Source organism: Candidatus Polarisedimenticolia bacterium, assembly GCA_036001465.1.
Lineage (GTDB): Bacteria > Acidobacteriota > Polarisedimenticolia > Gp22-AA2 > Gp22-AA2 > Gp22-AA3.
Window position 1 is genome coordinate 20,495 of the sequence record DASYUH010000010.1, and the last position, 26,841, is coordinate 47,335.

Annotated in this window: 16 protein-coding genes; 7 read left to right on the top strand and 9 right to left on the bottom strand. The window is 67.7% G+C overall.

Features of this window, described 5'->3' with window-relative positions:
• The first annotated feature begins 123 nt into the window (after positions 1 to 123).
• The 5 genes from VGV60_01840 (at position 124) to VGV60_01860 (ending at position 8,863) form a co-directional block, all read left to right on the top strand.
• Positions 124 to 579, top strand: a complete 456-nt coding sequence (locus tag VGV60_01840; GenBank protein ID HEV8699995.1) for a CBS domain-containing protein — start codon at positions 124 to 126, stop codon at positions 577 to 579.
• A gap of 321 nt (positions 580 to 900) precedes the next feature.
• A complete protein-coding gene (locus VGV60_01845; GenBank protein ID HEV8699996.1) occupies positions 901 to 2,622 on the top strand; it encodes a S8 family serine peptidase in 1,722 nt (573 codons plus the stop codon).
• Positions 2,622 to 3,302 carry a hypothetical protein gene (locus tag VGV60_01850; protein ID HEV8699997.1) on the top strand — a complete coding sequence of 227 codons (681 nt, stop codon included), beginning with the start codon at positions 2,622 to 2,624 and terminating at the stop codon, positions 3,300 to 3,302. The genes VGV60_01845 and VGV60_01850 overlap by 1 nt, the downstream gene beginning before the upstream one ends.
• Positions 3,303 to 3,570: 268 nt before the next feature.
• Positions 3,571 to 7,173: a TonB-dependent receptor gene (locus tag VGV60_01855; protein ID HEV8699998.1), complete on the top strand. Its 3,603-nt coding sequence runs from the start codon at positions 3,571 to 3,573 to the stop codon at positions 7,171 to 7,173.
• Between the two features lie 19 nt (positions 7,174 to 7,192).
• The gene (locus VGV60_01860; protein ID HEV8699999.1) at positions 7,193 to 8,863 is read left to right on the top strand and encodes a M20/M25/M40 family metallo-hydrolase; all 1,671 of its coding nucleotides are present in this window, start codon (positions 7,193 to 7,195) and stop codon (positions 8,861 to 8,863) included.
• A gap of 40 nt (positions 8,864 to 8,903) precedes the next feature.
• On the opposite strand, the gene VGV60_01865 is transcribed toward VGV60_01860, so the two are convergent.
• The 6 genes from VGV60_01865 to VGV60_01890 all read right to left on the bottom strand — a co-directional run bounded on the left by VGV60_01865 (position 8,904) and on the right by VGV60_01890 (position 19,500).
• Positions 8,904 to 10,541, bottom strand: coding sequence for a PQQ-dependent sugar dehydrogenase (locus VGV60_01865; GenBank protein HEV8700000.1), 1,638 nt, complete (start codon positions 10,539 to 10,541; stop codon positions 8,904 to 8,906).
• Positions 10,538 to 12,748, bottom strand: a complete 2,211-nt coding sequence (locus VGV60_01870; protein HEV8700001.1) for a hypothetical protein — start codon at positions 12,746 to 12,748, stop codon at positions 10,538 to 10,540. The genes VGV60_01865 and VGV60_01870 overlap by 4 nt, the downstream gene beginning before the upstream one ends.
• The gene (locus tag VGV60_01875; protein HEV8700002.1) at positions 12,741 to 14,159 is read right to left on the bottom strand and encodes a DUF1501 domain-containing protein; all 1,419 of its coding nucleotides are present in this window, start codon (positions 14,157 to 14,159) and stop codon (positions 12,741 to 12,743) included. The genes VGV60_01870 and VGV60_01875 overlap by 8 nt, the downstream gene beginning before the upstream one ends.
• Positions 14,160 to 14,168: 9 nt before the next feature.
• Complete coding sequence (locus VGV60_01880) at positions 14,169 to 16,079, bottom strand: DUF1800 domain-containing protein (protein HEV8700003.1); 1,911 nt, start codon at positions 16,077 to 16,079, stop codon at positions 14,169 to 14,171.
• Positions 16,080 to 16,312: 233 nt separating this feature from the next.
• Positions 16,313 to 18,271 (bottom strand): M61 family peptidase, encoded by a 1,959-nt coding sequence (locus VGV60_01885; protein ID HEV8700004.1) that lies wholly within the window; start codon positions 18,269 to 18,271, stop codon positions 16,313 to 16,315.
• A gap of 179 nt (positions 18,272 to 18,450) precedes the next feature.
• Positions 18,451 to 19,500: a hypothetical protein gene (locus VGV60_01890; GenBank protein ID HEV8700005.1), complete on the bottom strand. Its 1,050-nt coding sequence runs from the start codon at positions 19,498 to 19,500 to the stop codon at positions 18,451 to 18,453.
• Positions 19,501 to 19,940: 440 nt separating this feature from the next.
• On the opposite strand from VGV60_01890, the gene VGV60_01895 reads away from it, so the two are divergent.
• Together VGV60_01895 and VGV60_01900 are read left to right on the top strand one after the other, a co-directional pair.
• A complete protein-coding gene (locus VGV60_01895) occupies positions 19,941 to 20,687 on the top strand; it encodes a 2-hydroxyacyl-CoA dehydratase (GenBank protein ID HEV8700006.1) in 747 nt (248 codons plus the stop codon).
• A 2-nt stretch (positions 20,688 to 20,689) separates the two neighbouring features.
• Complete coding sequence (locus VGV60_01900) at positions 20,690 to 21,628, top strand: 2-hydroxyacyl-CoA dehydratase (GenBank protein ID HEV8700007.1); 939 nt, start codon at positions 20,690 to 20,692, stop codon at positions 21,626 to 21,628.
• A gap of 382 nt (positions 21,629 to 22,010) precedes the next feature.
• On the opposite strand, the gene VGV60_01905 is transcribed toward VGV60_01900, so the two are convergent.
• From VGV60_01905 to VGV60_01915, 3 genes are all read right to left on the bottom strand, one after another.
• Positions 22,011 to 22,871, bottom strand: a complete 861-nt coding sequence (locus VGV60_01905) for a hypothetical protein (GenBank protein ID HEV8700008.1) — start codon at positions 22,869 to 22,871, stop codon at positions 22,011 to 22,013.
• 1 nt (position 22,872) lies between these two features.
• On the bottom strand, positions 22,873 to 23,541 hold the full coding sequence (locus VGV60_01910; protein ID HEV8700009.1) for a sigma-70 family RNA polymerase sigma factor: 669 nt from the start codon (positions 23,539 to 23,541) through the stop codon (positions 22,873 to 22,875).
• Between the two features lie 129 nt (positions 23,542 to 23,670).
• Positions 23,671 to 26,814, bottom strand: coding sequence for a CHAT domain-containing protein (locus VGV60_01915; protein ID HEV8700010.1), 3,144 nt, complete (start codon positions 26,812 to 26,814; stop codon positions 23,671 to 23,673).
• Positions 26,815 to 26,841: the final 27 nt, after the last annotated feature.

The window sequence follows — 26,841 nt, forward strand, 5'->3', positions numbered from 1 at the left end:
AGGTCCTCCCAGGCCCCCGGGCCGGCGCTCTCGACAGGCTCCTGGCGCCCCGCGCTTGACGCGGAGCCGGCGATCGTCAATGATCCCCGGTCTGCGGGCTCTTTTCGCGGCCCGGAGGAGACCATGCGCGCATCCGACATCATGACCAGGGAAGTGGCGACCGTCACTCCTGAGACTCGAATCGAGGATCTCTGCGATCTCCTGCGGGACCGGAAGATCACCGGTGCGCCCGTGGTCGATGCGGAGGGGCGACTCCTGGGAATCGTCTCCAAGGATGATGTCCTGTTCCGGGGACGGAACTCCGATTCCGAAACTCGTCAAACTGCTGACATCAAGCTGCTGTTCACCTCCGGGTTCGTCGGCTTCGATCAAGGGAATGGTGGACCCGTGATCGTCGGCGAGATCATGACCAGGGGAGTGATCAGCGCTCCCGAGGATGCCACCGTGGAGAAGTTGTGTCTTCTCATGTGGGAGCGACGGATCCATCGAGTTCCGATCGTCCGCGGGGAGATTCTCGTGGGGATCGTCAGCGCCCTCGATGTCTGCCGGCTCTTCACGAACGGACGGCTGACTTCCTGACCCGCTTCGGCCAACCTTCCGTGATCAGGATCTGGACAGCCGCGTCCAGATTCCAGCGCCCCGATCCAACTTCCTGAACAACCAGCATTAACGGCCCGCCGCCGGCTCCGCCGCGACGGGGGTGTCCAGAAGCGCCACTTCGGGCACCGATCGTTCCCCTCCAGCCCGCCACGCGGATCTCTCTGAAAACCCTTTACTGTCAAGGGATTCAGGCTGGTGCGTTACGAAACACGGACTGGCAGCCCCCTTGCTCTAGGTCTGGGTGCCGCGCAGGTCGAATCGACGCGGCGCATCCGGCACGTGGCCGGAGAAGGGGAGTGCATGGACCGCTCATCCAGACAGGGCAAAAGGATTCTGGCGATTATTGCCGCCTTCCTGATTGTTCTGCCTGCTGCGAACGCGTCGGGCGCGCAGGGCGGTACCAGGCTGTCGGGCGAAGTCGAAGCGAAGATCCGCGCTGCGGGTGCGGACGACCTCATTCCCGTCATCATCCAGACAGTGGGCGAGCCGACCACAGGCCATTTCGCCCGGCTCCACGGCCGGGGCGGCGCGGTGAAATCGCGGCACCTTGCCATCCGCGGCTACTCGGCGCGCGTGCCGGCGTCCCAGCTCGCGGCCCTGGCCGACGACCCCGAGATCGAGCACGTGTCCTTCGACACGCCCGTCAAGGCGCACATGGATGTGGCGTACCGGTCGGTGAGGGCCGACCTGGCCGGCGTCGCCTCGGGCGGGCTCGACGGACGCGGAGTCGGGATCGCGCTGGTGGACACCGGCGCCACGGGGCACCGTGACCTGCTGCGGCCGAAAGGCGCGCCGCAGGTGGTCGAAGTCGAAGTGGTGGGGCACGAGAACGGCCTGGCCGATTATTTCGGTCACGGCACGCACGTCGCCGGCATCCTCAACGGCAACGGCGCCGCGTCGAGCGACCCGCCATCGTTCCGCACCTTCAAGGGGATGGCCCCAGGGGCGCAGCTCATCTCGATCCGGTCGCTCCACCCGGACGGCACCGGCGTGACGTCGGACATCATCGCGGCCATCGACTGGGCCGTCCGTTTCAAGACCGCCTACAACATCCGGGTCATGAACCTGTCGCTCGGCCACCCGGTGTACGAGTCGTACAAGGACGACCCGCTGTGCCGCGCCGTGCGCAATGCTTACGACAACGGCATCGTCGTGGTGGTTGCGGCCGGCAACGACGGCGCCATCGGCAGCGGCTTCGGGACGATCACGAGTCCGGGCAACGAGCCGACCGCGGTGACGGTCGGCGCCATGGATGACGCCGACACGGTGGCGACGTCCGACGACGTCCTGGGCTGGTACTCCTCGAAGGGGCCCACCCTCATCGACTACGTGGTGAAACCGGACCTGGTCGCCCCCGGCACGTCGATCGTGTCGCTGCGCGCCGCCGGGTCGTACATCGACGCGACCTATCCTGATCAGGCGCTGAGACTCAGCGAATACAAGATCGGCACCCTCTCCGGACCCGACCGGGTCGGCGACTACCTGGTCCTGTCGGGGACCTCGATGGCGGCGCCGATGGTGGCGGGGACCGCAGCGCTGATGCTGCAGAAGGACCCGTCCCTGACCGCCGCGACCGTGAAGGCCCGCCTGATGAAGGCGGCGGCCAAGGACAAGCGGCTCATCTTCGAAACGGGGGCCGGCTACCTCGACGTGGAGGTGGCCCTCCTGGCGACCGGCACCGCGAAGAGCGGCGCCTCCCCCCTGGCCATGCTGGCCTCCGACGGCAACGTGTACATCGAAGACACCGGCCTCATCTGGGGGAATGAGTTCACGCTGAGCATCGTGTGGGGTGGCGGGACGAAGGGCGGCCTCGACGGGATCGGCCTGCTCGACGTTCCCGAATCCATCGTCTCTGTCTACGGCGGCATCTGGGGCGGCAGGGGAGGTACGCACTCGCTCCTCGAGAACAACATGATCACCGCCTCCGGGCTCATCTGGGCGGGCGACCGCTGCTCGCTCGACTCCGCCTCCGGCTCCCTCGACATCCTCGGTGGGATCTGGGGCGGGGGGAAGAGGCCATGATGAGCGCCTTTCTCGCGACGGTGGCCCTGCTGGGCGGACTTGCGGCCCTCGAAACCCTGATGCACGGCATGGCCAGATTGAGCCCCGATTTCCTGCTGCTCCTGGTCTTCGCCTGCGTGGCGGCCCCGCACACCCTGAACCTGGGGCACAACGCGCGCATCTCGACCCTGCAGCCGTTCCTTCTCTGCGCCATTGCGCTCTTCGGGGTCAAGGAGGCGATGATCCTGGCGGCGGTCAGCATGGTCTACTTCTGGGTCGTCGGCCGGCCCCGCCTGCAGGCGCACAAAGGGGTGTTCAACATCTGCAACTTCGTCCTGTCGGCCTGGCTGGGCGGGCACGTCTTCTACCTGAGCGGCGGCCGCACCGGGGACGTCACGACGCCGGACTCGCTGCTGGCCCTGCTGCTCTGCGTGCTGACCTTCTTCGTCGTCAACACCGCCCTGGTGTCGGTCGCCGTCGGGCTGGAGCAGAAGGTCGATCCGTTCCGCGTATGGTACGAAAAGTACTCCTGGACGATCAACAGCCAGCTGGCGGGCGCGTCGCTGGTCATCCTCATCGGGGTGCTGCGGCAGCACTACGGCCTGCAGGTCTTCTTCCTCTGGGTGCCGTTCTGCTTGATGACCTACCACTTCTACAAGGCCTTCTTCCCGCGCGCCGCGCAGAGGGCCCACAAGACCTAGACGACCTGGTGCAAGTCCACGCACCTGACGGCCGCGCCGCCCCCTCCCCGGCGCGGCCGTTTTCTCTTGACTAGGGCCGCATTGACCGTAACTTACAGTTTTCCCCGCAACGCGGGCGCAGTCCGCTATACTCCCAAGGCCGTCCCGGGCCGGGACTCCGAGAGGGGGCCCGCCGGAGCGGTCGCCGACGTCATCCACCTTCAGCCGGGGGCCGGTTGTCTTGCGATTGATGCGCTGTGCCGGTCTAGCGGCGGGGGTGTGGCTCTGGGTGGCATGGCTGCCGGTGCTGGCGTCCGGGCCGGTCGGCCTGAAGGGGACCGTCCTGGACCGGGACGGCGCCCCGATCCCGGGCGCGACGGTCCGGGTGGAGAACCGGGCGCTCGGCCTGAATCAGGGGGCGGTCACCGACGCGAAAGGGGAGTTCCGCGTCGTGCCGCTCAGCCCGGGTCGCGGCTACAGCATGCGCGTCTCCTTCCCGGGCATGGCCACGGTGGTCCTGCCGGACGTCGACCTGCCGCCCTCGCGGGTCTCCTCGCTCCAGATCACGCTCTTCCCCGAGTCCCAGCTCAAGGAACGGCTGCGCGTCGTCGAGAAGGCGGAGGCGGTGAACCCCGACGAGACCACCCTCCAGACGACCTTCAGCGCGGAGTTCATCGATGCGCTGCCCATCCTCGGTCGCAACTATCAGGACGTGCTCACGCTGGCGCCGGGGGTGACCGACGTGGACGGAGACGGCAACGTCAACATTCACGGCGCCCGCGACACGGACGTCGTCACGCTCGTGGACGGCGTCTCGACGGTCGATCCGCTCACCGGGCGGAGAGGACAGGAGCTGAACCTCGAGTCGATCCAGGAGATCGAGGTCAAGACATCCGGCGCCTCGGCGGAATTCGGCCGGGCGCAGGGAGGGTTCGTCAACATCATCACCAGGTCGGGCGGCAACCAGTTTCAGGGGAACTTCAAGTTCTTCTGGCGGGCAAGCCTGCTGGACGGGGACGGCGCGGGTATCGACGACCCGGCTCTGCACCTCGGGGTGGGGGACACCGGCCTCAGGGACCTGAAGTTCAACACCCTGACGCCGTTCGCCTCGGCCAGCGGCCCGATCGCGAAGGACAGGGCCTGGTTCTTCGTCAGCGCCGAGTACATCCAGATCGAGGACCCGGTCAATACCCAGACCCAGGCGTTCGTGCGCGGCCTGCGCGAGAAGCGACTTTTCAGCAAGGCGAGCTGGGACATGGCCCAGGGGCACAAACTCGTATTCACCGCGATCTACGACCCGCAGGAGTACGACAACGAGGGCCTCGACTCGTTCACCCCGCTGGAGAGCGGGTACACGATGGAACGCGGAGGTCGCAACCTGATCTTGAAGGAGACCGCCATCTTCAATCCGAGCGTCTTTCTCGAGACGACGGTGCAGGACTTCGTGTCGCAGCCCAGGCGGATCCCGACGACCGGGCCCGACACCAACCACAACGGGTACCTGTACATCGATCGGAACGGCAACCGGACGTTCGAGGCCAGCGAGCGTGATTCCGGCGACGACTGGGACGACGATGGGGCCTGGGATGTCTTCGAGCGCGATGCGGACGGCGACCGTATGGTGGACAAGGACGAAGATCGCGACGGCGACGGGCGCTTCACCGTGGCGCGGAGCGGGTGCGAGGGGCCGGGCATGCGCGAGGATCTGGACTGCGACGGCAACCTCGACCGGATCGTGGAGGACGCCAATGGCAACGGGATCCTTGACAGCGGCGAGGACAGGGACGGCGACCACCGGCTGGATTCCGGGATCGAGGACCGCAACGGGAACCTGCGCCTCGACGACCGGCCCCGCCCGAGACCCACGGACGTGATTCTCGACTTCAGGCCCGACGGCACGATCGTCCGGCTGCCGTCGAGCTACCCGTACGTCTCGTTCGTGCCCCTTCCTCCGGACCGCGACTATCAGCAGGACGAGGCCACCTCCCGCGTGAGCGGTCCCAACAATCTGACTCAGGATCGCGAGGTCGGCCGGTTCACGCTGCGCCACGACCTGACGGTGTACGTGCCGGAGTTCCACGGGTCGCACGACATCAAGGTCGGAGCCATCCTCGAAAACGAGAGCTTCCGCCAGGAGACCGTGGTGCGCCCGATGCTCAAGCTTCTGAAGGCCGAGGAAGGCGGGCCACCCCAGCTCGGCGTGGACGTGCCGACCGAGCCGGGGGTCTCCAACGAGGCCTCGAGCCTGACGTTCGGCGGCTACATCCAGGACGGCTTCAAGCCGCTCCCCAACCTGTCGTTCGGGTTCGGCCTGCGCTTCGATCGGGAGGCGACCGACTCGTTCGGGTACTCCCCGGTGGATCCGGCGGCCGAGAGGCGGCTCTACGATCGCCTGTTGAGCCTCAGCGGCGACGAGCGGCTCCTGGATGATCAGCTGGTCGGCAATGGCGACGGGATCAGGAGCCTGGGATTCTGCAACGATCCGGTCGTGCACTGCGTGGGGGGACCGGCGGAGAACCCGCACGTGGCGGATCTCTTCCTTTTGCCGCGCATCTACCCCTCCCGGCTCACCCAGCACCACAGCGCCGCCGTGGTGACGGCGGAGGCTCTGCGCTCCCTGTTCCCCGGCGCCATCGTCACGGACGAGGCCACGGGGGACCTGATCATCGACCGCGAGATCTTGCGTGCGCAGGGCTCCGCCACGTTCCAGGATCGGGAGTCATTCCGCCTGACGAACAACAACCTGGCCCCCCGCGTGTCGGTGTCGTGGGACCCGTTCGCGGACGCCCGCACCAAGATCTACGTCAACTGGGGCCGCTTCTTCGACAAGCTGTTCCTGAGCGCCGTGACGCCCGAGGAGGGGCCGGATTTCACCACGCGCTCCTACCGGGTCGACCCTGACGGGGTCACCGGCGCCGGAATCCCCGACGGCCGCATCGGGCCGACGATCTCGAAGGCGCCGCCGTCGAGCGTCCAGGTCGATCGCGGCCTGCAGACGCCGTTCTCCGACGAGCTGACGATCGGGCTCGAGCGGGAGATCGCGCCCGAGGTCGCCCTGCGGCTCACCTACATCAACCGGAAGTACCGGCAGCAGCTCCAGGGCCGGGATGTCAACCACACGCTGCGCTTCAAGGACGGCCGGCCGATCGACTTCATCGGCGGGCTGCTCTCGAACCTCACCCCCCAGGGCCTCGTGAAGATCACCCGGGCCCCGGACGGCTTCCCCGATCTGTACATCCAGAACTTCTTCTTCAGCCGGATCGACCAGATCGCCAACGTCAACGCGGCCGATTACAGCGGCATCGAGGTGCAGCTGACCCGGAGGCTGAGCCGCAAGTGGCAGATGGACGCCTCCTACACCTACTCGCGGGCGGTGGGGAACGCCGAGTCGTTCGATTCCGATCTGGGGGATGATCCGTCCGTGACCGACCTGGAGCACGGCTACCTCGCCTACGACATGAGACACCAGGTGAAGCTGAACGCCGTGGTCTATCTTCCGCGCGACTGGCAGGTGGGGGGCGTCCTGTCGTGGCACTCGGGCCTGCCGTTCTCGGTGATCTCGAAGGTCAGGGCGTTCGACAATTTCGACTACCTGCAGGACCGCACCATGTTCGGTTACGTGCAGGAGGAAGGCGGTGAGCCCGTCTTCATCCCGGTGCGGCGGAACTCCGAGCGCAACGGCGCGGTCTACAACATCAACCTGCGCGCCTCGAAGGCGTTCGTGCTCGGGCGCCTGAGCTCGAAGCTGTTCATGACGGCGGACAACCTGCTCAACTCCGACGACCTGACCATTCACACGGAGAACCGGAACGCTGCGGAGCACGCCCTGCAGCTCGACTCGGAACGGCGCTTCGGGAGACGGTTCGAGGTCGGTTTCCAGATCGAGTTCTGATATCGGAGGTGGTTCGACCATGAAGCTCCTCTCCGGCGCGCTGATTCTGGCCGCGTCCCTGTCGCTCCCACCGGCGCTCGGGGCCGAGGAGAGCGTGGATCTCGCGACCCTCCACCGGATCAAGCGCGAGGCGTTCCAGAACTCGAAGGTGATGGACCACCTCTTCTACCTGACGGACGTGAACGGGCCGCGGCTCACCGGATCGCCGGGATACCGCGCCGCCGCCGACTGGTCGGTCAGGACGCTGCGCGCCTGGGGCGTCGGCAGCGCGCGGCTGGAGGACTGGGGGGCCTTCGGGCGGGGCTGGGCGGTCACCCGTTTTTCGGCCCACCTGAGAGAGCCGGTCTACGCGCCGCTCTACGGTGTACCGAGGGCCTGGTCGGGCGGCACGCGCGGGCCGGTCGTGGCCCCGGTGATCGCGGCTCCCCTCTTCACGGCGTCCGAGATCGATCGGGAGGACGATTACGACATCCCGACCCTGACGGCCCGCATCGCGCGGTTCGCGCAGGAGCAGCGGGGCAGGCTGTCCGGGAAGATCGTCCTCATCGAGCCGGCGCCCAAGCTGACGCTGCCGACCGTGCCGGCGGGGGAGAGGTACGACGGGGGGGCGCTCAAATCGATCGCCGCGGCCCCGGAGCCCCAGGCGCCCCTGGCCTACGCGTATCCCCTGAAGAGCCTGCCGGAGGATCCGAAGAAGCGCAGCCGGCTCCTCGAGTCGATTCCCGACGAGGTCGGCGAGGAGTACTACGCGCGCTGGGTCAAGGCGCGCGATGCGCTGCACGCCTTTCTGCGCGAGGAGGGGGTGGTCGCGGTCCTGTCGTCCGATGCGCGCGGGGACGGCGGCATCGTGTTCGCCACGCTGGCGGGGTCGTGGGAGCCGGGCGGGCCGACGCCCCCTCCCGTGGTCGCCCTGCCGCCGGAGCAGTACGGCCGGCTGTTCCGGCTGGCGGAAAAAAAGATCCCCGCCAAGGTCGAGCTGGACGTGCAAGTGGCCTTCTACGACGACCGGCCGCGCGGGCAGAACGTGATCGCCGAAATCCCCGGCGGCCGGAAGAAGGACGAGGTCGTCATGCTCGGCGCGCACCTCGACTCCTGGCACGGCGGCACCGGGGCCACCGACAACGCCGCCGGGTGCGCCGTGGCGCTGGAGGCGATGCGCATCCTCAAGACGCTCGGCCTCAAGGCCGATCGCACCGTGCGACTGGCCCTGTGGGACGGGGAGGAGCAGGGGCTCTTCGGCTCGCGCGGCTACGTCCGCGCTCATTTCGGCGATCCGGTCACCCAGGAGACCCGGCCCGAGCACCGGCTCCTGTCCGGCTACTTCAACGTGGACAACGGCACCGGGAAGATCCGCGGGGTCTACCTGGAGGGGAACGACATGGTGCGTCCGATCTTCGAAGCCTGGCTGCGGCCGTTCGCCGACCTGGGCGCCTCGACCCTGAGCATCGCCGGCACGCGCGATACCGACCACGTCTCGTTCGATGGTGTCGGGCTCCCCGGGTTCCAGTTCATTCAGGACCCGCTCGACTACTCGACCCGCACCCACCACACCGACCTGGACGTCTACGATCACGTCCAGCCGGGCGACCTGATGCAGGCATCCGCCATCCTGGCGTCGTTCGTCTACAACGCCGCCACGCGTCCCGACATGCTGCCGCGCAAGACGCCGCCGCCTCCGCTGCCGCGTTAGGAGCCGGCCCCCTACTCGGGCAGGCTCCTGATCCCCGATTTCAGGGACACCCGGCCGGGTCCAGGATCTGCGGCGGGGCGACGCCGTGGGTCTCGTCCCCACCGGGGCTGAGCGCGGTGACCGCGTAGGCGAAGACCGTGCCGGTGGATGGCGCGTCCGGATCGCCGCCGGCCCATTGCGGAGCCGGCGTCGTGAAGATGCAGGTGAACACTCCCCCCGGCCGGCCGCGATAGACGCGATAGTGGTCGACCGGCTGCATGGTGGATGCTCCCAGGTCCTCCCAGCGCCATGCATCGAGGTCGAGGCGGAACGGCTCCGCCGCCCCCGCGCCGGACACCTCGAGGTCGGTGAAGAGGGGGAGGATCCGGAGCACGATGCCGTCGCGGTCGGTGATGTAGATCTCCCCCTGCGCGTCCTGGCCGAATGACGTGAGGCTGTTCACGAGCGTCCCTCCGGGGGCGACCTCGTCCGTCCAGTCCTGCCCGTTCGTGACCTCGCCTCCGGCCATGCGGATTGATTTGACGAAGCCGGCACAGTAATCGCCGTAGAAATACGCGCCGGAGAAATCCGGCATGAGGCAGCCGCGGTAGACCTCCCCGCCGGTGATCGAGCAGACGCCGCCGGCGTGCGGGACCTCGACGACCGGCTGGGTGAGGGACGGATCCATGCACGCGGGCGACCCGGAGCAGGTGGCGGCCACAGGGTTGCACGTGAGGGGAGTCGATGGGTTGAAGCAGTGCTTCCCCTCCATCGACCGCCAGCCGTAGTTCCGGCCGGCCGCCTGCGCCGCGGGCACGTAGTTCACCTCTTCATAGCAGTTCTGGCCGACGTCCGCGATGTAGAGGTCGCCGTTCGCGGCGTCGAAGGCCGACCGCCAGGGATTGCGCAGGCCGTAGGCCCAGACCTCGTCGCATCGGCCGCCCGGGCCGTCGGCGAACGGGTTGTCGGCCGGGACGCGATAGTCGGCCGTCGCGCCGCCGCAGTCGGGGTCGAGCCCCGTTATGGCGGTGCCTCGGACGTCGAGGCGCAGGATCTTCCCGAGAAGCGTGCCAAGGCTCTGGCCGTTCCCGCAGACGGCGTGCCCGGTCCCCTGGTCGTTCGCCCCTCCGCCGTCGCCGGTCGAGACATAAAGATGTCCGTCGGGGCCGAACTGGACCTGCCCGCCGTTGTGGTTGGCCTGCGGCTGGGCGAAGCGCAGGAGCCGCACCTCGCTGTCGGGATCGGCGGCGTCCGGGTCCCCCGCCAGGACCGAGTACCGGGCGATGACGGTGGACCAGGGGCCGCCCAGCGGTCCCTCGGTGTAATCGACGTAGAAGAATCCGTTGGCGGGGTAGTCCGGATCGAAGGCCAGGCCGAGAAGCCCCATCTCGTTCAGGGACGGCGTGCGCGTCGCCTGCACCACCGTCGAGATGTCGAGGAAGGTGACGAACCGGTCGGGAGGGTCCCCGCGCTTCTTGATCCGGATGAACCCGTCCTGCTCGACGATGAAGATCCGGGTCCGATCGCCCGGGGGGGCGGTGACGAAGAGAGGCCTCCCCGGAAGCCCGGTGACGACCGGCACGGCCGTCACGGACGTGTTCGACACCGGGGCGACGCCGGTGCAGTCCACCGCCCGCGCCGGAGCGAAGAGTCCCAACAAAGGGAAGCACGCGACGATGGCGCGCCCGATGCGGCTCATGGCCGGCGGCGTCCCGGTCCGGCGATGCCTTGAACGGTGAAGGCGTTCGGCAGGACCGGCGCGGCCCCGGCGGCACCCGCCAGCACCAGGTCGTACGGCCCCGGGGCGAAACCTGCCGGGACCTCGAGGACGGCGGTCGAGGAGGACAAAAGCGACGGCGCCGGCAGGGGCGGGTTGGGGCGCAGGATGCGCAGGCCGGTCCGATCGGCCACGTAGGCGAGCCCGCCCGAGAGAGCGATCCCGGATGCGATCCCGGGGGTGTCGTAGAGACCGGTCAGGAGCGCCTGAGCGGGATCCCGGACGTCGAATTCGAGGACGCCGCTGAACCCGTCGGCGACGAGCAGCCGATCCCCCTCGATCCAGACGGCGCCGGCGGCGCCGGGCGTGCCGAGATTGGCGACGATGACCGGCGCCTCCGGTCGCGTCACGTCGATGATCTGGATGCCCCGGTTCAGGTCGGCGACGTAGGCCCGCCCGTCCCCCACGGCGACCCCGACGGCGCGTCCCGGCGTGTCGACGGCCCCGGCCAGGACGGGGGCCTCCGGATGGCTGACGTCGAAGATCCGCAGGCCGCGCGAGTCGTCCGCCACGAAGGCCAGGGCGCCCAGAACCGCCACGCCCAGCGCCTTCCCCGGGGTGTCGATCGATCCAAGCAGGCGGGGGGCGGTCGGCTCCGCGACGTCGAGGATGGCGAGGCCGCGCGCTCCGTCGGCGACATAGACGAGGCCGCCCGCATGGGCGATCCCGAGGGCCTCGCCCGCCGTGTCGAAGCCGCCGACGTCCGTCAAAGAGCCCGGGACGCGCGCATCGATGGTCCGGACGCCGTTCGCTCCCGCCGCCAGGAACACGAATCCCTCGGCGGGGCCCGATCCCGCCGCCAGGCCGGCCGCGGGGCCCGTGGTTGCGAGGCTCGCCCGAAGCCAGGGGGAGGACGGATCCCCCACATCCACGGCCAGAAGCCCATTCCCGGCGTCCGCCACGAAGGCGGTACGGCCCGCGACGACGACCCCCGGGTTGCCGACGGCGGAAGGAAGGGGCGCGAGATCGAGGCTCCCCAGGAGCGCCGGGACGGCGGGGTTCGCGACGTCGATCACCTGGATGCCGTTGATCAGATCGGCGACGTAGGCCCTCCGGCCGGACAGCGCAACGCCCGTGAAGTACGCGGAATTGCCGAACATCCCCTGGCTGCCGACCACCACCGGCCCGCCCCGCCGCTCCAGGTCCACGATCTGCAGGCCGCTGTACCCCGAGGCGACGTAAGCGAAGCGGCCGTCGACCGCCACGCCGCCGGCGGCGTCGGCGAGCGGCACCTGGGCCAGCATCGCGGGATGGGCCGGATCGCCGATGTCGATCACCAGGAGCGCTCCGAGCCGATCGGCCGCCAGGAGCCGCGACCCCGCGATCGCCAGGCCGGCCAGGCTTTGCCGCTCCCGGTAGAGGCTCCCGATGAGGACCGGCTGGTGCGGATCGCCGACGTCGAACACGAGAAGCGCGTCGCCGTCCGCAACGTAGGCAATTGGCCCCGCCAGCTTCACGTCCATGGCCATGCCGGGGGTGTCCCGCTCGCCGGCCAGGAGCGGCGCGGCGGGATCCAGGACGTCGATGATCTTCAGCCCCTCAAACCCCGCCGCGACGTAGACGTACCGTCCCTCCACGACGATGCGCTGCGGATCGAGCAGGATGTCGAACGTGCCGACGCGGTGGGGATGGGCCGGATCGCTGACGTCGACGATGTGCAGCCCCCCCAGGAAGGTGTACGGATTCATGAAGGTGAAGTAGGCGAGGTCCCCCGACCTCTGCACGTCCAGTCCGCTGTCTCCGGTCTCGAACGCGCCGAGACGGAGAGGCGCGGCCGGATCGTCGAGATCCAGGATCTGGATCCCGCCCAGCTTCGCCGTGTGGCTGTAAAACGTGACGCAGGCGTGCCCGTCGGCCGTCTCCAGGCCGCGGATCCCTTCGGGCACCGCGTACGTCCCCTCCAGGAACGGCCCGCCCCCCAGCAGGGCCGCGCGCATGCCGGCCTCGAATCCCTCCCCGTCGAGCGTCGCATGGATCGTCGCCGCCGCGGGGCCGTGGGACGGCGTCACGCTGTCCAGATGGACATCCGCCGCCCCGCTCTGCGACAGGCACAGCGCCGCGGCCAGAGCGAAAACGGCGAGCACGGGCGGCGTCCGCAACCTCCGGAGGGCGATCCTGCTCCTAGCCAACGAGGCCGACCTCCTGGAGCCCCAGCCCGCTGTACCCGGGGAAGATCACGTCCACCTTCGCCGGATCGGCCCCCATGTGATCGCGGAGGATCTCCCAGAAGATGGCGCGGTAGTCCGTGCGCATCAGGAGATACCGGCCCGCATCGCCGAACATGACACCGGCGGGCCAGGTCCCGGCGTCGCAGTTGTACACCCCGCCGTTCACCGCGCCTCCGGCCGCGAACAGGCACGAGGCGGCGGCGTGGTCGCTGCCGTTGCTGCCGTTCTCCTTGGAGGTGCGGCCGAACTCCGACAGGGTCACGATCACGGTGTCCTGCCAGATCGCCGCGTAGGTGCGCTCCTGGCCTGGATCGTAGGTCGCCGCCGCGGACAGGACGATGCGCAGCGACCTGAGGCCGTAGGCGAGCCACGACAGGAGGTTGGCCTGCGTGCCGGTGACCTGCCCCTGGCCGGTGTGCGTGTCGAAGCTGCCGAGCTCGGTGCCCGCGAGGCGCGTGCCGTTCGGGCTCGCCGCGTCGCTCTCGAGAAGGGACAGGGCGCAGACCTTGAGCGACTTGAAGAACGAGTAGGAGTTGGTGCCGAAGCGCGGGCCGGTCGGTCCGGGCGGGTTGGTCGCGTCTGAGATCGGGAACAGGTAGAAGCCGGTGTTCGGGTCCTTCGGGTGCCAGTTCCTCTGGTCCCACGAACGGTACTCGTCGAGGGTGTCGATCAGCTTGACGCCTGTGTCGATCAGGGCGGGCCGGAACGGCTCGAGACCGGTCAGGCCGGTGAAGCGATTGAGCCAGGCGTTCTTGATCTTCGTTTTCTTCGGTTCTGCCGGGAGATAGTCGAAACTGTCGGGATTGGCGACATTCACGAACTTCTCGTCCCCGCGCAGGAGGACGGGCGGCGTCCCTTGCACGCTGAGCGCGGGGAGATCGACCCCCTGCGCGACGGCGTTCTCGATGATGTAGCGGTACAGCCACCCCTCGAACATCTTGGGCTCCGCGGGGTCGCCGTTTTCCCAGACCCGCTGGTCGTCGAAGTGGGAGCGGCTGTTGTTCGGGAAACCGACGCGGTGCACGACCGCCAGCTCGCCGGCGTTGAACACGTCCATGACATCGGACATGCCCGGGTGCAACCGCGCGAACCCGTTCAGGAGATCGATCGAGCTCGCGGGAGGGATGTACAGGCTCGGGCGATTGAGCGTGCTGTACTGCGGGTCGCCGGCCGGGATGACGGTGTTGATCCCGTCATTGCCGCCGCGCATGAAGATGAACAGCAGCCGCTTGTTGCTGAAGGGGCCGGCCGCCATGGCGTGGCGGATGAAGGCGCCGGGGAAGAGGGAAAACAGGCCGAACCCCGCCAGGGTCAAACCGGAGCCGCGCAGGAACGAACGGCGCGAGCAGTCGCAGGTCTGGTGGTCGCTCATGGTCGCCTCCTACTGCTCGAGGAACTGGGCGTAGCCCAGCAGGAAGCCGACGGTTTCCCGGATACGGGCGTCGGTGTAGTTCATGGTGACCCCGTTGTCGTCGGTGTTCAGGTAGTTGATCGCCGCCTGGCGCTCGGCTGTGGTCAGCGCGCCGCCGAACAGCACGCCGTTGTAGAAATCGACGATGGCGGCCGCGTTGTTCGGCACCGCCGCCGTCGAGACCCCGTTGGCATTGAGCAGCCCGATGACGTCGGCTCCGAAGGCCGCGCCCGTGCGAATCGCCATGTCGTAGCCGAAGTTCTGCCGATCGAGGAGGTTGTTCGTGTCGATCCAGTCGTTGCCAAGCTCGGAGTAGCCGGTCGGGATCGAGTTCAGGTGGAATTGCTCCTGCATCCGCTGCAGGTAGCCGCGGAACACGGTCGGGCCGTCGGTCCTGCCGCGCACCGCCCGCAGGGCGCTCACGACATGCTCGAAGGGCGTCTTGATCTTGTTGCCCACGGCGCCCGGATCGCGCAGACGCGCCTGGGCGAGGACCGCCCGCAGAACCTCGCGCAGATCGCCCTTGCCGTGCGGGTTGCCCGCGTCGTTCCATTCGGCGACGACGCTGTCGATCATGGCCTGGGTCGGATTCTCGTCCACGAAGCGCTGCAGCAGTTTCCTCGCGATGTAACGCGGCGTCGACGGGTGGGCGAGAATCGCGTCGAGGGCGAGGCCCACGTCGTTGATGCCGTTGGCCGGGTTGGCGGCCGTGCTCGGGATGGTCACCTGGTAGGGGGTCCCCAGGAACAGCACTTTCTGGCCGGTGTCGTGCTGGGTGGTCCGGAAGTTTCGCACCCACTGTCCCACGGGCTCGGAGGGGGTGCAGTACGTGGCCGCGGAGATCACCAGGCAGGCGGCGAGGGGATCGGCGGCCGTGGCGTCGGTCTTCTTGCAGACGTTCCAGCCGGTGAAGACCCGGGCCAGCTCGACGATGTCCTGCTGCGTGTACCCGCCGTCCACGCTCATCGAATGCAGCTCCAGGAGCTCGCGTCCGAAGTTTTCGTTCGGCTGGGCCTTCACGTTCGTGTTGGTGTTCAGGTAGATCATCATCGCGGGGCTGAGCGCCATCGCCTCGAGGATCTCCCGGAAGTTGCCGTTGAACGCCAGGTCGCGCAGCTCGTTCTGGAGGTCGTAGTGCAGCTTGGTCGCCTGGAGGTTCTGAGTGTCCGGGCAGGCGGCGTAGAATCCGAAGAAGCCGCTGCTCTCCCGCCAGTCGGTGTTGAAGTGGTTGTCCCAGAACATCGTGGCCTGCTGCTCGAGCTGCCGCCGGGCGTAGACGGCGTTCACCACGTCGAGGCCGCCCAGCTCCTGCACGGTGTCGGGCGGAACCAGCAGCGCGGTGCGCGAGCTCAGCTCGGTGTTGCTCGACTCGTCGATCGTGGCAGGATTCAGCTGCTCGTCGATGTACCCCTGCACGCCGAGCGCCGTGATCCGGTCGCGCGACCATTCGTCCCAGCCGTAGCCGGTCCGATCGAGGATGTGGCCGCGCATGACCGGATCGCAGAGCCCCCGCAGCACCCGCGGCGTCCCCGTCGACGAGGTGCCGGCCGTCCCCTCGCCGTCCAGGTTCGACTCGGCGGTGACCAGGTAGAAATAGGCCTGCCCCGACGGTGGCTGGGCCGGGCTCGCGAACGCCGTCCCGGCAATCTCGTCGCCGTGGCACTGCGCCCCCTCTCCGAGGGCCAGCCACGAGGTCAGGCCCCGGTAGACGTTGTAGTCGTCGGCCCCGGCCGTCGCGGACCAGGTCAGGTTCGATGCCTGGTCGATGTCGGGACCGGCCACCTCGGCCGGGGGGGCGGCGCGAACGCTCCCCGGGATCACCAGGATCACGAGGATGGCCAGGAACAGGATGCCGGAGGAATGGGGAACGGGCCTCTGCATGGGCGACTCCTTCCTCCCGGCACAATCGCCGGGCCCTCGAAAAGGAGCGGTCGGCTCAGATGTCTCCGGTCGAGACACGGTTCGTGGCAGGGGCAGTCGGCATGTCGCACCCTGTGCGCGTCCCGCGGTTCGACGTATGGGAGTCTTGTACCGCGGAAATGGTTTATTGACCACCTGAATCTTGAGGGGATGCGTGTCGTACGGAGGAAGGGACGGTCGCGGTGGCCCGGGCGTTATTTCCCGGCCGCCGCATGCGGCCGCAGGATCTCCCCGAGCAGGTCCGGCTTCGCCGGGGTGCGCTCGAGCTTCGGGAAGCGCAGCCCCCCGGTCCAGTCGAGCTTGTAGGTCCGGAAGAACTCGGCGTTCTCGGCCAGGATCTCGACCGGCTGCGCGCGCCCCTTCCCGAGGCGCAGCGCGTCCTCGAGGACCTCGCGCGAGTAGCGGCGGCCGTTGACGGCGACGAGCCTCATCCCCGGGGCGAGACCGGCGCGGTCGGCCGGCGTGCCACCGAGGACGTCCACGAGAGAGCCGTCCTTGCGCACCTGGATGCCGAGCGAGAAGCGCTCGTCGGTGAGGTCGTAGGAGTCCGCGTTCTCCTGCGCCTTAAGGCGGGGACCCTTCTCCTCGCTCCAGGCGAGCCGCCACCCGGAGGCCTCGACGCCGCCGAGCGGAGCGCGCGGGCGGATCTCCAGGACGCGCTCGTTGAAGAACCCCTTCCAGTCGTGCCCGGTGACCTGGTTCAAGGCCGCGTAGACGTCGTCCGCGGTGTAGGTCCTCACCGCCGGCGACGAGTCGGTCCCGCCGAGGAAGAGCTTGCAGAAATCGTCGAGCGACTTGCCGCCGCGGGTTTTCTGGCGGATGAGGGTGTCGGCCTCGAGCCAGATCAACGTCCCCTCCTCGTAGAAGTCGGTGCTGCGGCGCCGGTTCTCCCAGGCGTCCGAGGCTCCGTAGAGAATCTGCGCCGCGGTGCCGGTGTCTTCCACCGGACGCCAGGCGCGGCCGGGGCGGTTGTCGAGCGTCGCGGCAATCGACGCGAGGTGATCGCGCGCCTGCTCGGGGGTCATCAGGCCGGCCCGAGCCCCGAGGACGTAGCCGAGATAGTTGGTCAACCCCTCGTACACCCAGAGCATGCTGCCGTCCATCGGCTGACGGTAGTCGGGCGTCGCGAGACCCGCCGGGCGGCGATGCTTGCCGTTCCATGAGTGGGTCATCTCGTGCGCCAGGAGGTCGGCGTGCAGGAGCCTCAGGTCGTCGTCCACGAGAGTGCGTTCGTGCACCCGGTCGTCGCTCGACTCGTGGTGCTCGAGACCGAAGTGGGCCGTGTGATCGCTGAGGGTCACCAGGAAACGATACCGGTCGTAGTGACGCGCGCCGTAAAGCGTGAGCGCCTCGGCGACCAGGCGCCGGAAGGCATCGAGGACCTCCGGCTTCGCCGCCAGGGCGGCCTCGCTGTCGGCCGCCATGTCCAGGAAGGCCGGCCGCGGATCGCCGGGCCGCGACAGCGCCAGGGTGCGGAAGTGCGCCCCGGACAGGACCGGCGAATCGACCAGCGTCGTCAGGCTGACCGGCTTGAAGCGGACCGTTACGGGCACGGCGTGGTCACCCGGAGACGTCGGCACCGGCGCGCCCGGCGCGGGGCCGCCGACCGGCGGGCCGGACTCGGTTTCGAGTGCCGTCCCGTAGAGCCAGCCGGCCGGCAGCCTCAGCTCGGCCTGGAAGCGGATGTCGTCGCTCTTCGGTCCGGCCGGGTACAGGAGGACCTGATTCCACGACACCATCGCCAGCCGGGCCGTCGCGGAGGATCCGGATGTGAATCCGGCCGCCTCCGCCGGGGTGACGAAGTCGAGATCGGCGCTGACCGAACCGCCCGCGTCCGCAGGCACTTCCACGTGCAGAAGGTACATGTCGGCCACGTCGCGCTTCCAGGCGAGCGGCCGCCCGCCGGCGCTGAAGCGCATGCCGACGACGTCGGCCACGGGGCCGGTCGGGCCGTGCTCTCCCGGGATCCACTTGGGATAGACGAGGGTCAGGCCCCCGGGCGCGGCCGGAATCGTCTCGTGGACGTGGAACAGGTGGCGCGGCGCCTCGGTGGCATCCACCGCGAGCGCGATGAGGCCCGCGGCGGGCTGCGGTGCCGTCGTCTGCGCCAATCCGTCCGGAGCCGCGGCCACGAGGATTGCGACCAGCGCCACGACGGACCCCAGTCGCGACCTCGTACCCATCGAACGGACAGGCGGCGGGGGGACTTTTGGCATTGCGGAAGACTAAAGGAAGCCGGCGAGCCGTGTCAACGACACTGGCGACGGCGGGGCACACGGGACATCGACCGTCCCGTGCGCCCCTCCGTATCAGGAGAGCCGCGGCGTCGCGCTCAGTAGGGGCACGTGTTGTCGCTGCCGTTCATCTCCCCCTTGGAGGCGCAGAGACCGAGGTCCTCCATCCCGGTAGCCTGCCCCCAGGGTCCGTGCATGAGGGACGATGAGAAGGGCTGACCTCCCAGATTGAAGAGATTTGCATTCTCCGTGTCCAGAAGGCCGGGCCACTCGTAATCGAAGCCGCTCATCCCCTCGCTCTTGGTGAACGTGGCCACCGGCGTGGCCTGGACACCGCCCCTGCAATCGGCGGCGTCGACGATCAGCAGTTGATCCAAGTACGTGTTCACCTCCCCCGCGTCGGTCAGCAAGTACTGCCCGGACCCGGGCAGGCCCTCGAGACGCGCATAGGTCAGCGAGTCGTTGCCCACACCCCCCTCATGGGATGGGACCCAGCAGGACCGGATGATCTTGCCGCTGTTGCGGTTGACGAGGTAGAGGTAGCTGCGGTGCTCGAGCCCGACACGGACCGCCCTGTAGCCGGCGACCCAGAGGTGCTTCGTGACACCGTCGACGTCGAGGGCGCCGATGTCGTCCTGGATCATCCCTCCGGGGCCGTCCTCGAAGGGGATCTGGTCGACCTCGACGCAGGAGCCGGAGTTCGGCGGCGTCGTTTTATGGATGAGCCCGTCGCCGAGGAATTGATCGAAGGTGACGAAGGAGTACCAGAGGTTCCCGTCGAGAGGATCGAGCGTCACGCCGCGGCCGTTGATCGAGCCGGGAGGGACGCAGTCCGCCACCATGGTCGGCGGTGAGTCGATGGTGTAGGCAAAGAGGTGGGCGTTCGTCTCGGCGGCCTCGTACCCCCAGATCAGCGGACTGTTGATGGTTGGAGAAGTGGTCTCCAGGGACATCGGCTGGGCGGTGGACTCCGGGACCACATAGCTGCTCAAGACGATAGGCGGAGGGATCAACGTGACGGGCACCCCGGGCAGGAGCACCGTGACGAGCTTTCCATCGGCAGTGGCGAATTCGATGGCGGAGGTTGTGGTCTCCCCGAAGAGAGCCGCCATCAACAACGGCAGGTAGATGAGCTTTCGGTATCGCATGGCATTGCCTCCATGAGTTCCCGAGTTGGACTGCATTCATGAAAGCCAGATGGCCTCATGGGTGAGGCGCTCAACCTCGTCTTCACCTCCTTTCATGGTCGGATTGCCTGGGACACTCCCCCCCCTGTTCCCAGGCGGAAGCCCGTATTGTGAGCGGGCCACGGGCGGCACCAAATGCCGTGCGGCCCGACAGACATGCACGAACAACGTGAAGTGATTTCAGGTGCGAGCCTCCCGGCGGACAGGAGCGGGAGGGCGAGACGATCGCCAGCCCTGCGGATCGTGAAACGCGTCGGCCAGTTCGCACAGATGACCTCCCTGTTCGTGGACGACGGATATAAAAATCCTAGCATGAGTTCATTCTGTCAACCACGGATCAGCATCCTAGGACTTGGTTCCATAGAAGATCGGACGGATCAGCAGGATCAAGTTGACAACGAGTGCCTCGCGGCGTATTGATTCACGGGGACTCTCACTTCATCGTGGGCCTCGGTTGTCGACCACGGCCCGGCGCTCTGCGCGCCTCGATCGCCCTCTACAACGAGAACCGGAGGCTGGTGCGCGACCTGTACGCGCTGCGCCGGGCCGAGCCCTGGAAGGTGCCGACCGACGAGCTGTACCTCGTGCTGCGCGCCGGCCTGGTGCTGCCCGTCGGGGAGCACACCGCGCTCCTCCGGGACTACCACACTCTGGCCGCGGCGGCCTCGGACCGCCGGCCGATGGACCAGGCACGCGTGGTGGTCACCGGGTGCTTCTGCGAGCAGCCCCCCCTGGGCCTGCTGCGGACTCTCGAGCGCTCCGGCTGCTACATCGTCGACGATGACCTGATTCCGGTCCACCGGTATCTCCGGCGGGACGTGGCCGAGGAGGGGGACCCGCTGGAGGCGATCGTGCGGGCCTGCCTCGACGACGTGGTCGCCGGCCCGACACGCTACATCGGCGAGGAGGCGAAGGGGAAGGATCTCGTCGATCGCGTCCGGCGGAGCGGGGCCGAGGGCGTGGTGTTCTGCGCCGCCAGCTTCTGCGACCCGGCGCTCCTCGACCAGCCGATGATCGTCCGGGCGGTCGAGGCGTCGGGTATCCCGTGGACCGCCTTCAAGTACAGCGAGAACAGCGGCCAGTTCCAGGTGATCCGCGAGCAGGCGGGGACCTTCGCCGACTCGATCAAGCTGTGGAGCGGAGCGTGACCATGGCGGCGACCCGGCCCCCCGCGGACGTGCACAAGGACTCCAGCCAGGTCCGGCAGAAGCGGATGATCGCGGACCATTACGCGCGCCTGGGCCGCGCCCCCGAGAGCGGCGCGCGCTCTGTGTACACCTTCGTCCCGGGCAACCTGACCGAGCTGCTCCTGGCCTTCGACGCGCTGCCGGTCCTTCCCGAGATCAACGCCCTGCAGTCCGGGATGCGCGGCAAGTCGGCGGAGTACATCGCCGTCGCCGAGAAGGCCGGACACTCCGAGGACGTCTGCACCTACGTCAAGTGCGACATCGGCATGCTGAAGTCGGGGAACGTCGGCCCGACGAGGGACAGGCTGCCGCCTCCCGACCTGCTGCTCCTGTCGTACACGGGCTGCTTCACGTTCATGAAGTGGTTCGAGCTGCTGCGCGAGGAATACCGCTGCCCGGTCGCCATGCTGCACGTCCCGTACCAGGGGGAGGGCCGGGTCACCGATGCGATGCGGCGCTACGTCGTGGACCAGCTGCGGGACAAGATCATCCCGGCGCTGGAGAAGGCCACCGGCCGGCCGTACGACGAGGACCGGCTGCGCGCCGCCCTGGCGCTGTCGGCCCGGGCCGAGGACGATTTCGTGTGGGTGCTGCAGTCGGCGCGCAACGTCCCCTCGCCGATCGACGCCTACTTCGGCGGCGTGTACTACATCGGCCCGATCTTCACGTCGTTCCGCGGCACCGCCGAGGCGGTCGACTACTACCGCGCGCTGCGCGCCGAGGTGGAGGAGCGGCTGCGTTCCGGCCGGGGTCCGGTCACGCCCGACGGCGAGGTCTCGGAGGAGCGCTACCGGGTCGTCGTGGAGGGCCCGCCCAACCGGACGAGCTTCCGCGAGTTCTGGAAGATGTGGCGAAGCGAGCCGCCTACCAGGTGGAAATGGCGGCCCACGCGGCCAAGGTGATCCCAATTGGCGTGAGTCGCTAGGGAAGCCCTGGGGCACCTTCTGGGAACGGCCAATCGTTCCAGGCTGCTGTGTGGCGACAGAAGGTCGGCCAGAACCAGCCCGTCAGCCGGCAGGACCTGCGGAATCGCGTGCGCCTGGACGGAGCCCTCGCTGCCCTCGCACGCCCTGTTGGATGCTAAGCCGGTCGCCGAACGCCTGCGGTAGCGGCCTGCCCTCCTCTCTTTCCTCGTCGCCTTCGGCTTCCCACTCTGGCCGATTCCCCAGAATGAACTTGAACCATCGCTCGCGGTCGCGCACCCGTGTGGGCACCGTTGGGGGACGGGAGACTTCATATGAGGGGTTTGACAACGGCCGGACACACCCGACGACTAGACCTGAATCACCGCCCGGCCGAAAGACGAAGCGCGTACGAGAAGCGTCCCGCTTTGCGCGACGGGTCGCTGCTCGTGTAGTTCAGACGGACCACGACAGAACCGGACGGGACCGCCCTCCTCGACAGCCCCAGGATGATATACCTAGTGTTCCCGATGACTCGTGAGTGAGGGGCGAATGCAGGTGCGATCGCCTCTCCGCTTGGGAGGACCAGCGATACCTCGTAGGGGGCGCCGGCGTCGAAGTCCTCGGGCGCACGCAGGAGCAGCGAGAGCTGGGTCGTCTCCGGCGATAAGGTAATGGCAGGGAGGGTGCCAAGACTTTCCCCTCGAGGGATGTCTCCCGGTTGGCCGCCCAGGACCTCGATCTGGGTCGCGACGATTGACTGCGTCCCTTCGGCTCTGCCGGCAATGAAGCGGTAGGCCGGGTAGACGAGGACCAGGAGTAGCAGTCCGTAGGCGAAGCCGGGATGCAGCACGAGCGATCGAAACCGGCTCAGGATTGTGTCCGGGTCCGGCGAGGATTCGTACGCGTCGGTGCCGTGCACCTCGGCAGGCATGCGCGGGATCGGTGCGCGGATGGGCTCGTTGAATGCCCGTTCGGCTTCGGGGGTCGAGAGCGACCGCTCGGCCTCTTCCTGCGCCTTGATCAGCGCGTGGAGCTTGCCACGAAACGCGGCCGACCGTTCCAGAGCGACCTGGACAGCCTCCACCTGGCTCGCATCGGCCGTCCCCCAGACGTAGGCGAGCACGGTCTCCTCTGCGACCTCCACGCCGTCCTCCGTCTCCAGGCGCACGGACTCCGCCACAAGCCTGTTCAACGTCGTCTCCTCGTGCGGGTCGAGTTGCCGGTCGTCGGGTTCGTCCATCTCAGGTGAACACAGTCTTCAGATCGATACCATCTCTCCGGAGTGCCCGTGCCAATCGGGAACGGCAGTTGATGATCCGCTCGGAGATTTCCTTGTTCTTCTTCTCGGGGAGATTGAGGATTTTCGTGATTTCAAGGGGTTTGCGGCCTTCGCTGGCGAGCTTGAGCAGCCGCCGACACTTCTCGTCCATCTGCGCGAGCCGGCGTTGCACTCGCTCCAAGAGGTCGCGGTAAATCTGCCGCTCCATGGCGGGCGGCCCCGGAACCGGAAGATTCTCATCTGGCTCCTCGGTTGCCGGCGGGTAATACGCGCCCTGGTCGATGAGATAGTGGAGCGCGACGGTATGGAGCCATCCTGCGAACGTTTTCTTTTCGCGAGGCCGATACGTTCGAAGCTTCTTGAAATCGTCGCGGCAGCAATGAATGTTGATATCGTGGATCCAGTCCCACATCGCGTCGGGACCGAACGTTCGAAGGATATGCATGATCGAGAGGGCCTTGCGCGCGAATTCGTAGAACTCGGTCCAGGCCCTCTCCGGATCGGAGTCCAGGAGATCCAGGAAGGAAGGCCAGCCCTGTTGAAGAGCGTTCTCCGTCGCCTCGCGATCCGGGCCGATCGGCGGCGGGGTTCGTGACTTGTGGGCCGTCCGATGCGACGATTCCGGCTGCATGATTCACTCGGGACCGCGTCATCCGGTCCGGCCGCCCCGATGGGCTACGCTGCGGATATCTATAGATCAGCATCGTCCATTCTGTCAAACGACTCCTGGCGCGCAGATTCCGGCGGGAGAAATCTCGTCCTAATTCCAGCCGCCCGTAGGGACGAACGCCGCCCAGTAATAGGGATGCGTGCTCTGTCCGGAGTCACGGCGCTGTTTCAGAACTGAAAGTGACGCGTCCCGCGCGGCGTCCGCCGAGGACTTGCCTTTCAGGAGACGAGAGCGATACAGGGCTTCCATCCACTCCCTGGCTGGCTCGTCCTCGACGAACCAAAGACTAAGCACGAGCGTTTCCGCGCCCGCGATGCGGAAGGCCCGACGCAGGCCCGCGACCCCCTCGTCGTCCTTGATTTCCCCACCACCCGTGTGGCAACCGGAGAGGACCACCCAGTCCACGCCCGACAGATCCATCGGAGCGACCTCTTCGGCGGTCAGGATGCCGTCCTCTTCGTCCTCGCGCGCCGCCGATCGGTGATTCGCGCCGGCCAGGGCCAGACCCGAAAGCTCCAGCGCATCGTGACTCGCGTCGGACTGGTGGCAATCGCCCGAGAAGAATGTGTGCGTGGCGATGTGCAGCATGCGCCGCCCGGGGGCCAGGCGCTTCAAAGTTCCTTCGTCGGCCGCACGACCCTCGAGCTCGACGGCCGATCCGAAGAACGGCATCGTCCAGTAGCCGGTCACAGCACCGCTGGCGCCCGCGGCCGTGATCACGAGCGCGCAGACCCAGGGCTGATGACCGCCACGCCGCATCCGGCCTGCGAGGAATCCTGTGCCGAGGGTGAGAAGCCCGGCCAGCAGGATAGCGTTCGCACGACGGGTCGGCCGGTTCCACAGCCCCACAATCGCCGCCGCCTCGGCTCGGGCCCCCGCCAGCGGCAGGAAGGGACGCATCCGATCTCCGTCGCACGCCGAACGTAGACGGCGTCCGGGTCCGCCGACGTCCGTAGTTGTCCCCTGGGGAACCGCTCGAGGCTTGGGGTCGACGGGATCGCTCGCCCCGTGCCCGAGAGCCGCGCTGGCGACCTTGGATGGATCCGGGGTCGGAGAGCGCAGAGCGGCGAACAATGACGTTTCGTCGAACGCGGGCCCCCCGACGGCCAGCAATCCCTTCCCCCGGAGCGGTTCTTCGTCCGGCGAAACGATGTCCCTCTCGGCCGACGAGACATAAAGCACCAGGTTGTTCTCGACGAGAAAATGATCGCCCTCGGAAGGCAGCGCCCCGAAATTGACCATCTGGAGCGATCCGTCTGGCACGATCAGGACGCGCTTCGCGCCGGCGAGATGCGGAGCCAGGCGGTCCCATATGGCCTTGCGCAAGGCGATCCCGGCCTCCTTGCAGGCAATATCCGCCGCCTCGACCGCGCGGTGCGAATCGTCCAGGCCATGGGCCGCTTCCCGCAGCCAGGAATCGACCAGTGCGTTGATTGAACTCTCGGTCCCCAGGGGGATAAAGCCCGGTGGGGATCCGCGTTCGGGAAGGAAGAACACCCCGTAAGCGGGCTCGGTGCTCCGCTCCTGGCTCGTCGGATGATCGCCCCGTGGGGTCGGGGGAACACGGGCCGGATTCCAGATCGGACGGAGGTAACGAACGTAGGAGACGAGCGCCGAGCCGCGTCGAAGACTCTTCTCCACGACCTCGAACCCCGCGTTTCGCTGGCCGAGCCGACGCCGAAACTCGGCGCTTTTTTCCGCCATGCGCCGCTCGGATTCCTGCCGTTCCTGCATCTGCCGGGCGAGCAGGGGACGGAACTCATCCGGCGTGCCCGAACCGGCAGCACGGACCAGCGTATTGGCCAGCCGGGCGCAGGCGTCCCGATAAGCCGCGAACGACGACATGACCTCGGGATCGCGGCTCGCATGAAGGAAGCGCCCGCGCTCCGCCATCTCGTCCAGCACCAGCGCGCGGGAGCGGATGACCTCGTCCCAGACGGTTCGGATCGTATGGCTATCCGCATCCGTCTCGAGCAATGTTACGGCCACCCCGAGGCCGCTAGGTCTCTTGGAGGCATAGGAGAGCGCCTGGCTCTCAGGAAGGACCCCGGCCGTCAGCTGGACATGCTCGCGGCTGACGCGCTCGGCCTCGAGCGCGTCGGCGAGCGCTTCGCTCGGCTCGCCAAGTCTCAATTCCACTCTGGCGAGCACCTGCAGGACATCCGCCCTGTCGGGGTGGCTCGGGGGCAGGGAACTCGAGAACGCATCCAAGGACTGCTTCAAGAGCGTTCTCGCCTGATTCGGCTCGTCGAGACCATCCATGACCAGACCGAGGTTCAGGAGCGTCGTGGCGGTCAGCGGGTTCTTCTCTCCCCACTCCCTGATACGGAGCGGGAGCGTCTTCTCAAAAAGGCGCCGGGCCTCGACGAGGTGGTCTTCCTCGAACTCCACGACGCCGAGGTTATTGAGCTCGAAAGAGGCCACGGCATCGAGGGTGGGATGCAACGGCTTTCGAAATTTCAGCGCGTCCTTCAGGAGAGTTCGCGCCTCCGCATAATCGCCGGCTTGCATTCTCTCCGTGGCGCGCGCGGAGAGCGTATCGGCGAGACGCTCCTCGTTACGCGATCGAGGATCGAACCGTCCCTCCCAGATTTCACGGGCGTCTTTGTAGTACTGCTCGGCCCTCTCGAAATCGTTCGTCAGAGTGTAGAGAATCGCCAGATTGTGCTTGCTGGCCGCGACGCTCTTGTCGTAGGACCCGCGGGCGGCGATCCGGATGCGCAGGGCCTCTTCATAAAGTGGCGGAGAGTTGACGTAGTCTCCGAGGTCGGAGATCAGATTGGCCTGGCCGTTCAGGATATCGGCGATCAGGGGATCGTCGCTCTTGAGCCGACGCTTTCGGATCTCGAGCGCACGACTGTAGATGGGTTCGGCCAGGAGTTGCTCGCCCGATTCGCAGAGCGCGTGACCAAGCTGCACGAGTGTCGCCGCCGTCGCGAGCTCGTCCCCATCGGGGAGGCTATCCTGAATCTTCAGGGCGCGCCGCAGGACGACCGCGGCCTCCTTGGATTCGCCCCGCGCTCTTCGAACGCGACCAAACCTGTAGAGACTGCGCGCCATGTCGAGCGTGTCGGCTTGGTCCCGTTCTTCGTGGAGGGTGACCGCCTCCCGGGCCAGCTTCAGGGTCTCGTCGGCATCCGACCTGTCCGATCGGATGAGGATTTCCACGAGCAGGTCGAGTGCCGGGACCAGATCCGGCACCTGGGCCCACGATCGTCGGCGACCCTCGGCCACGAGTCGCCTCGCCAACGATTCGGCGGG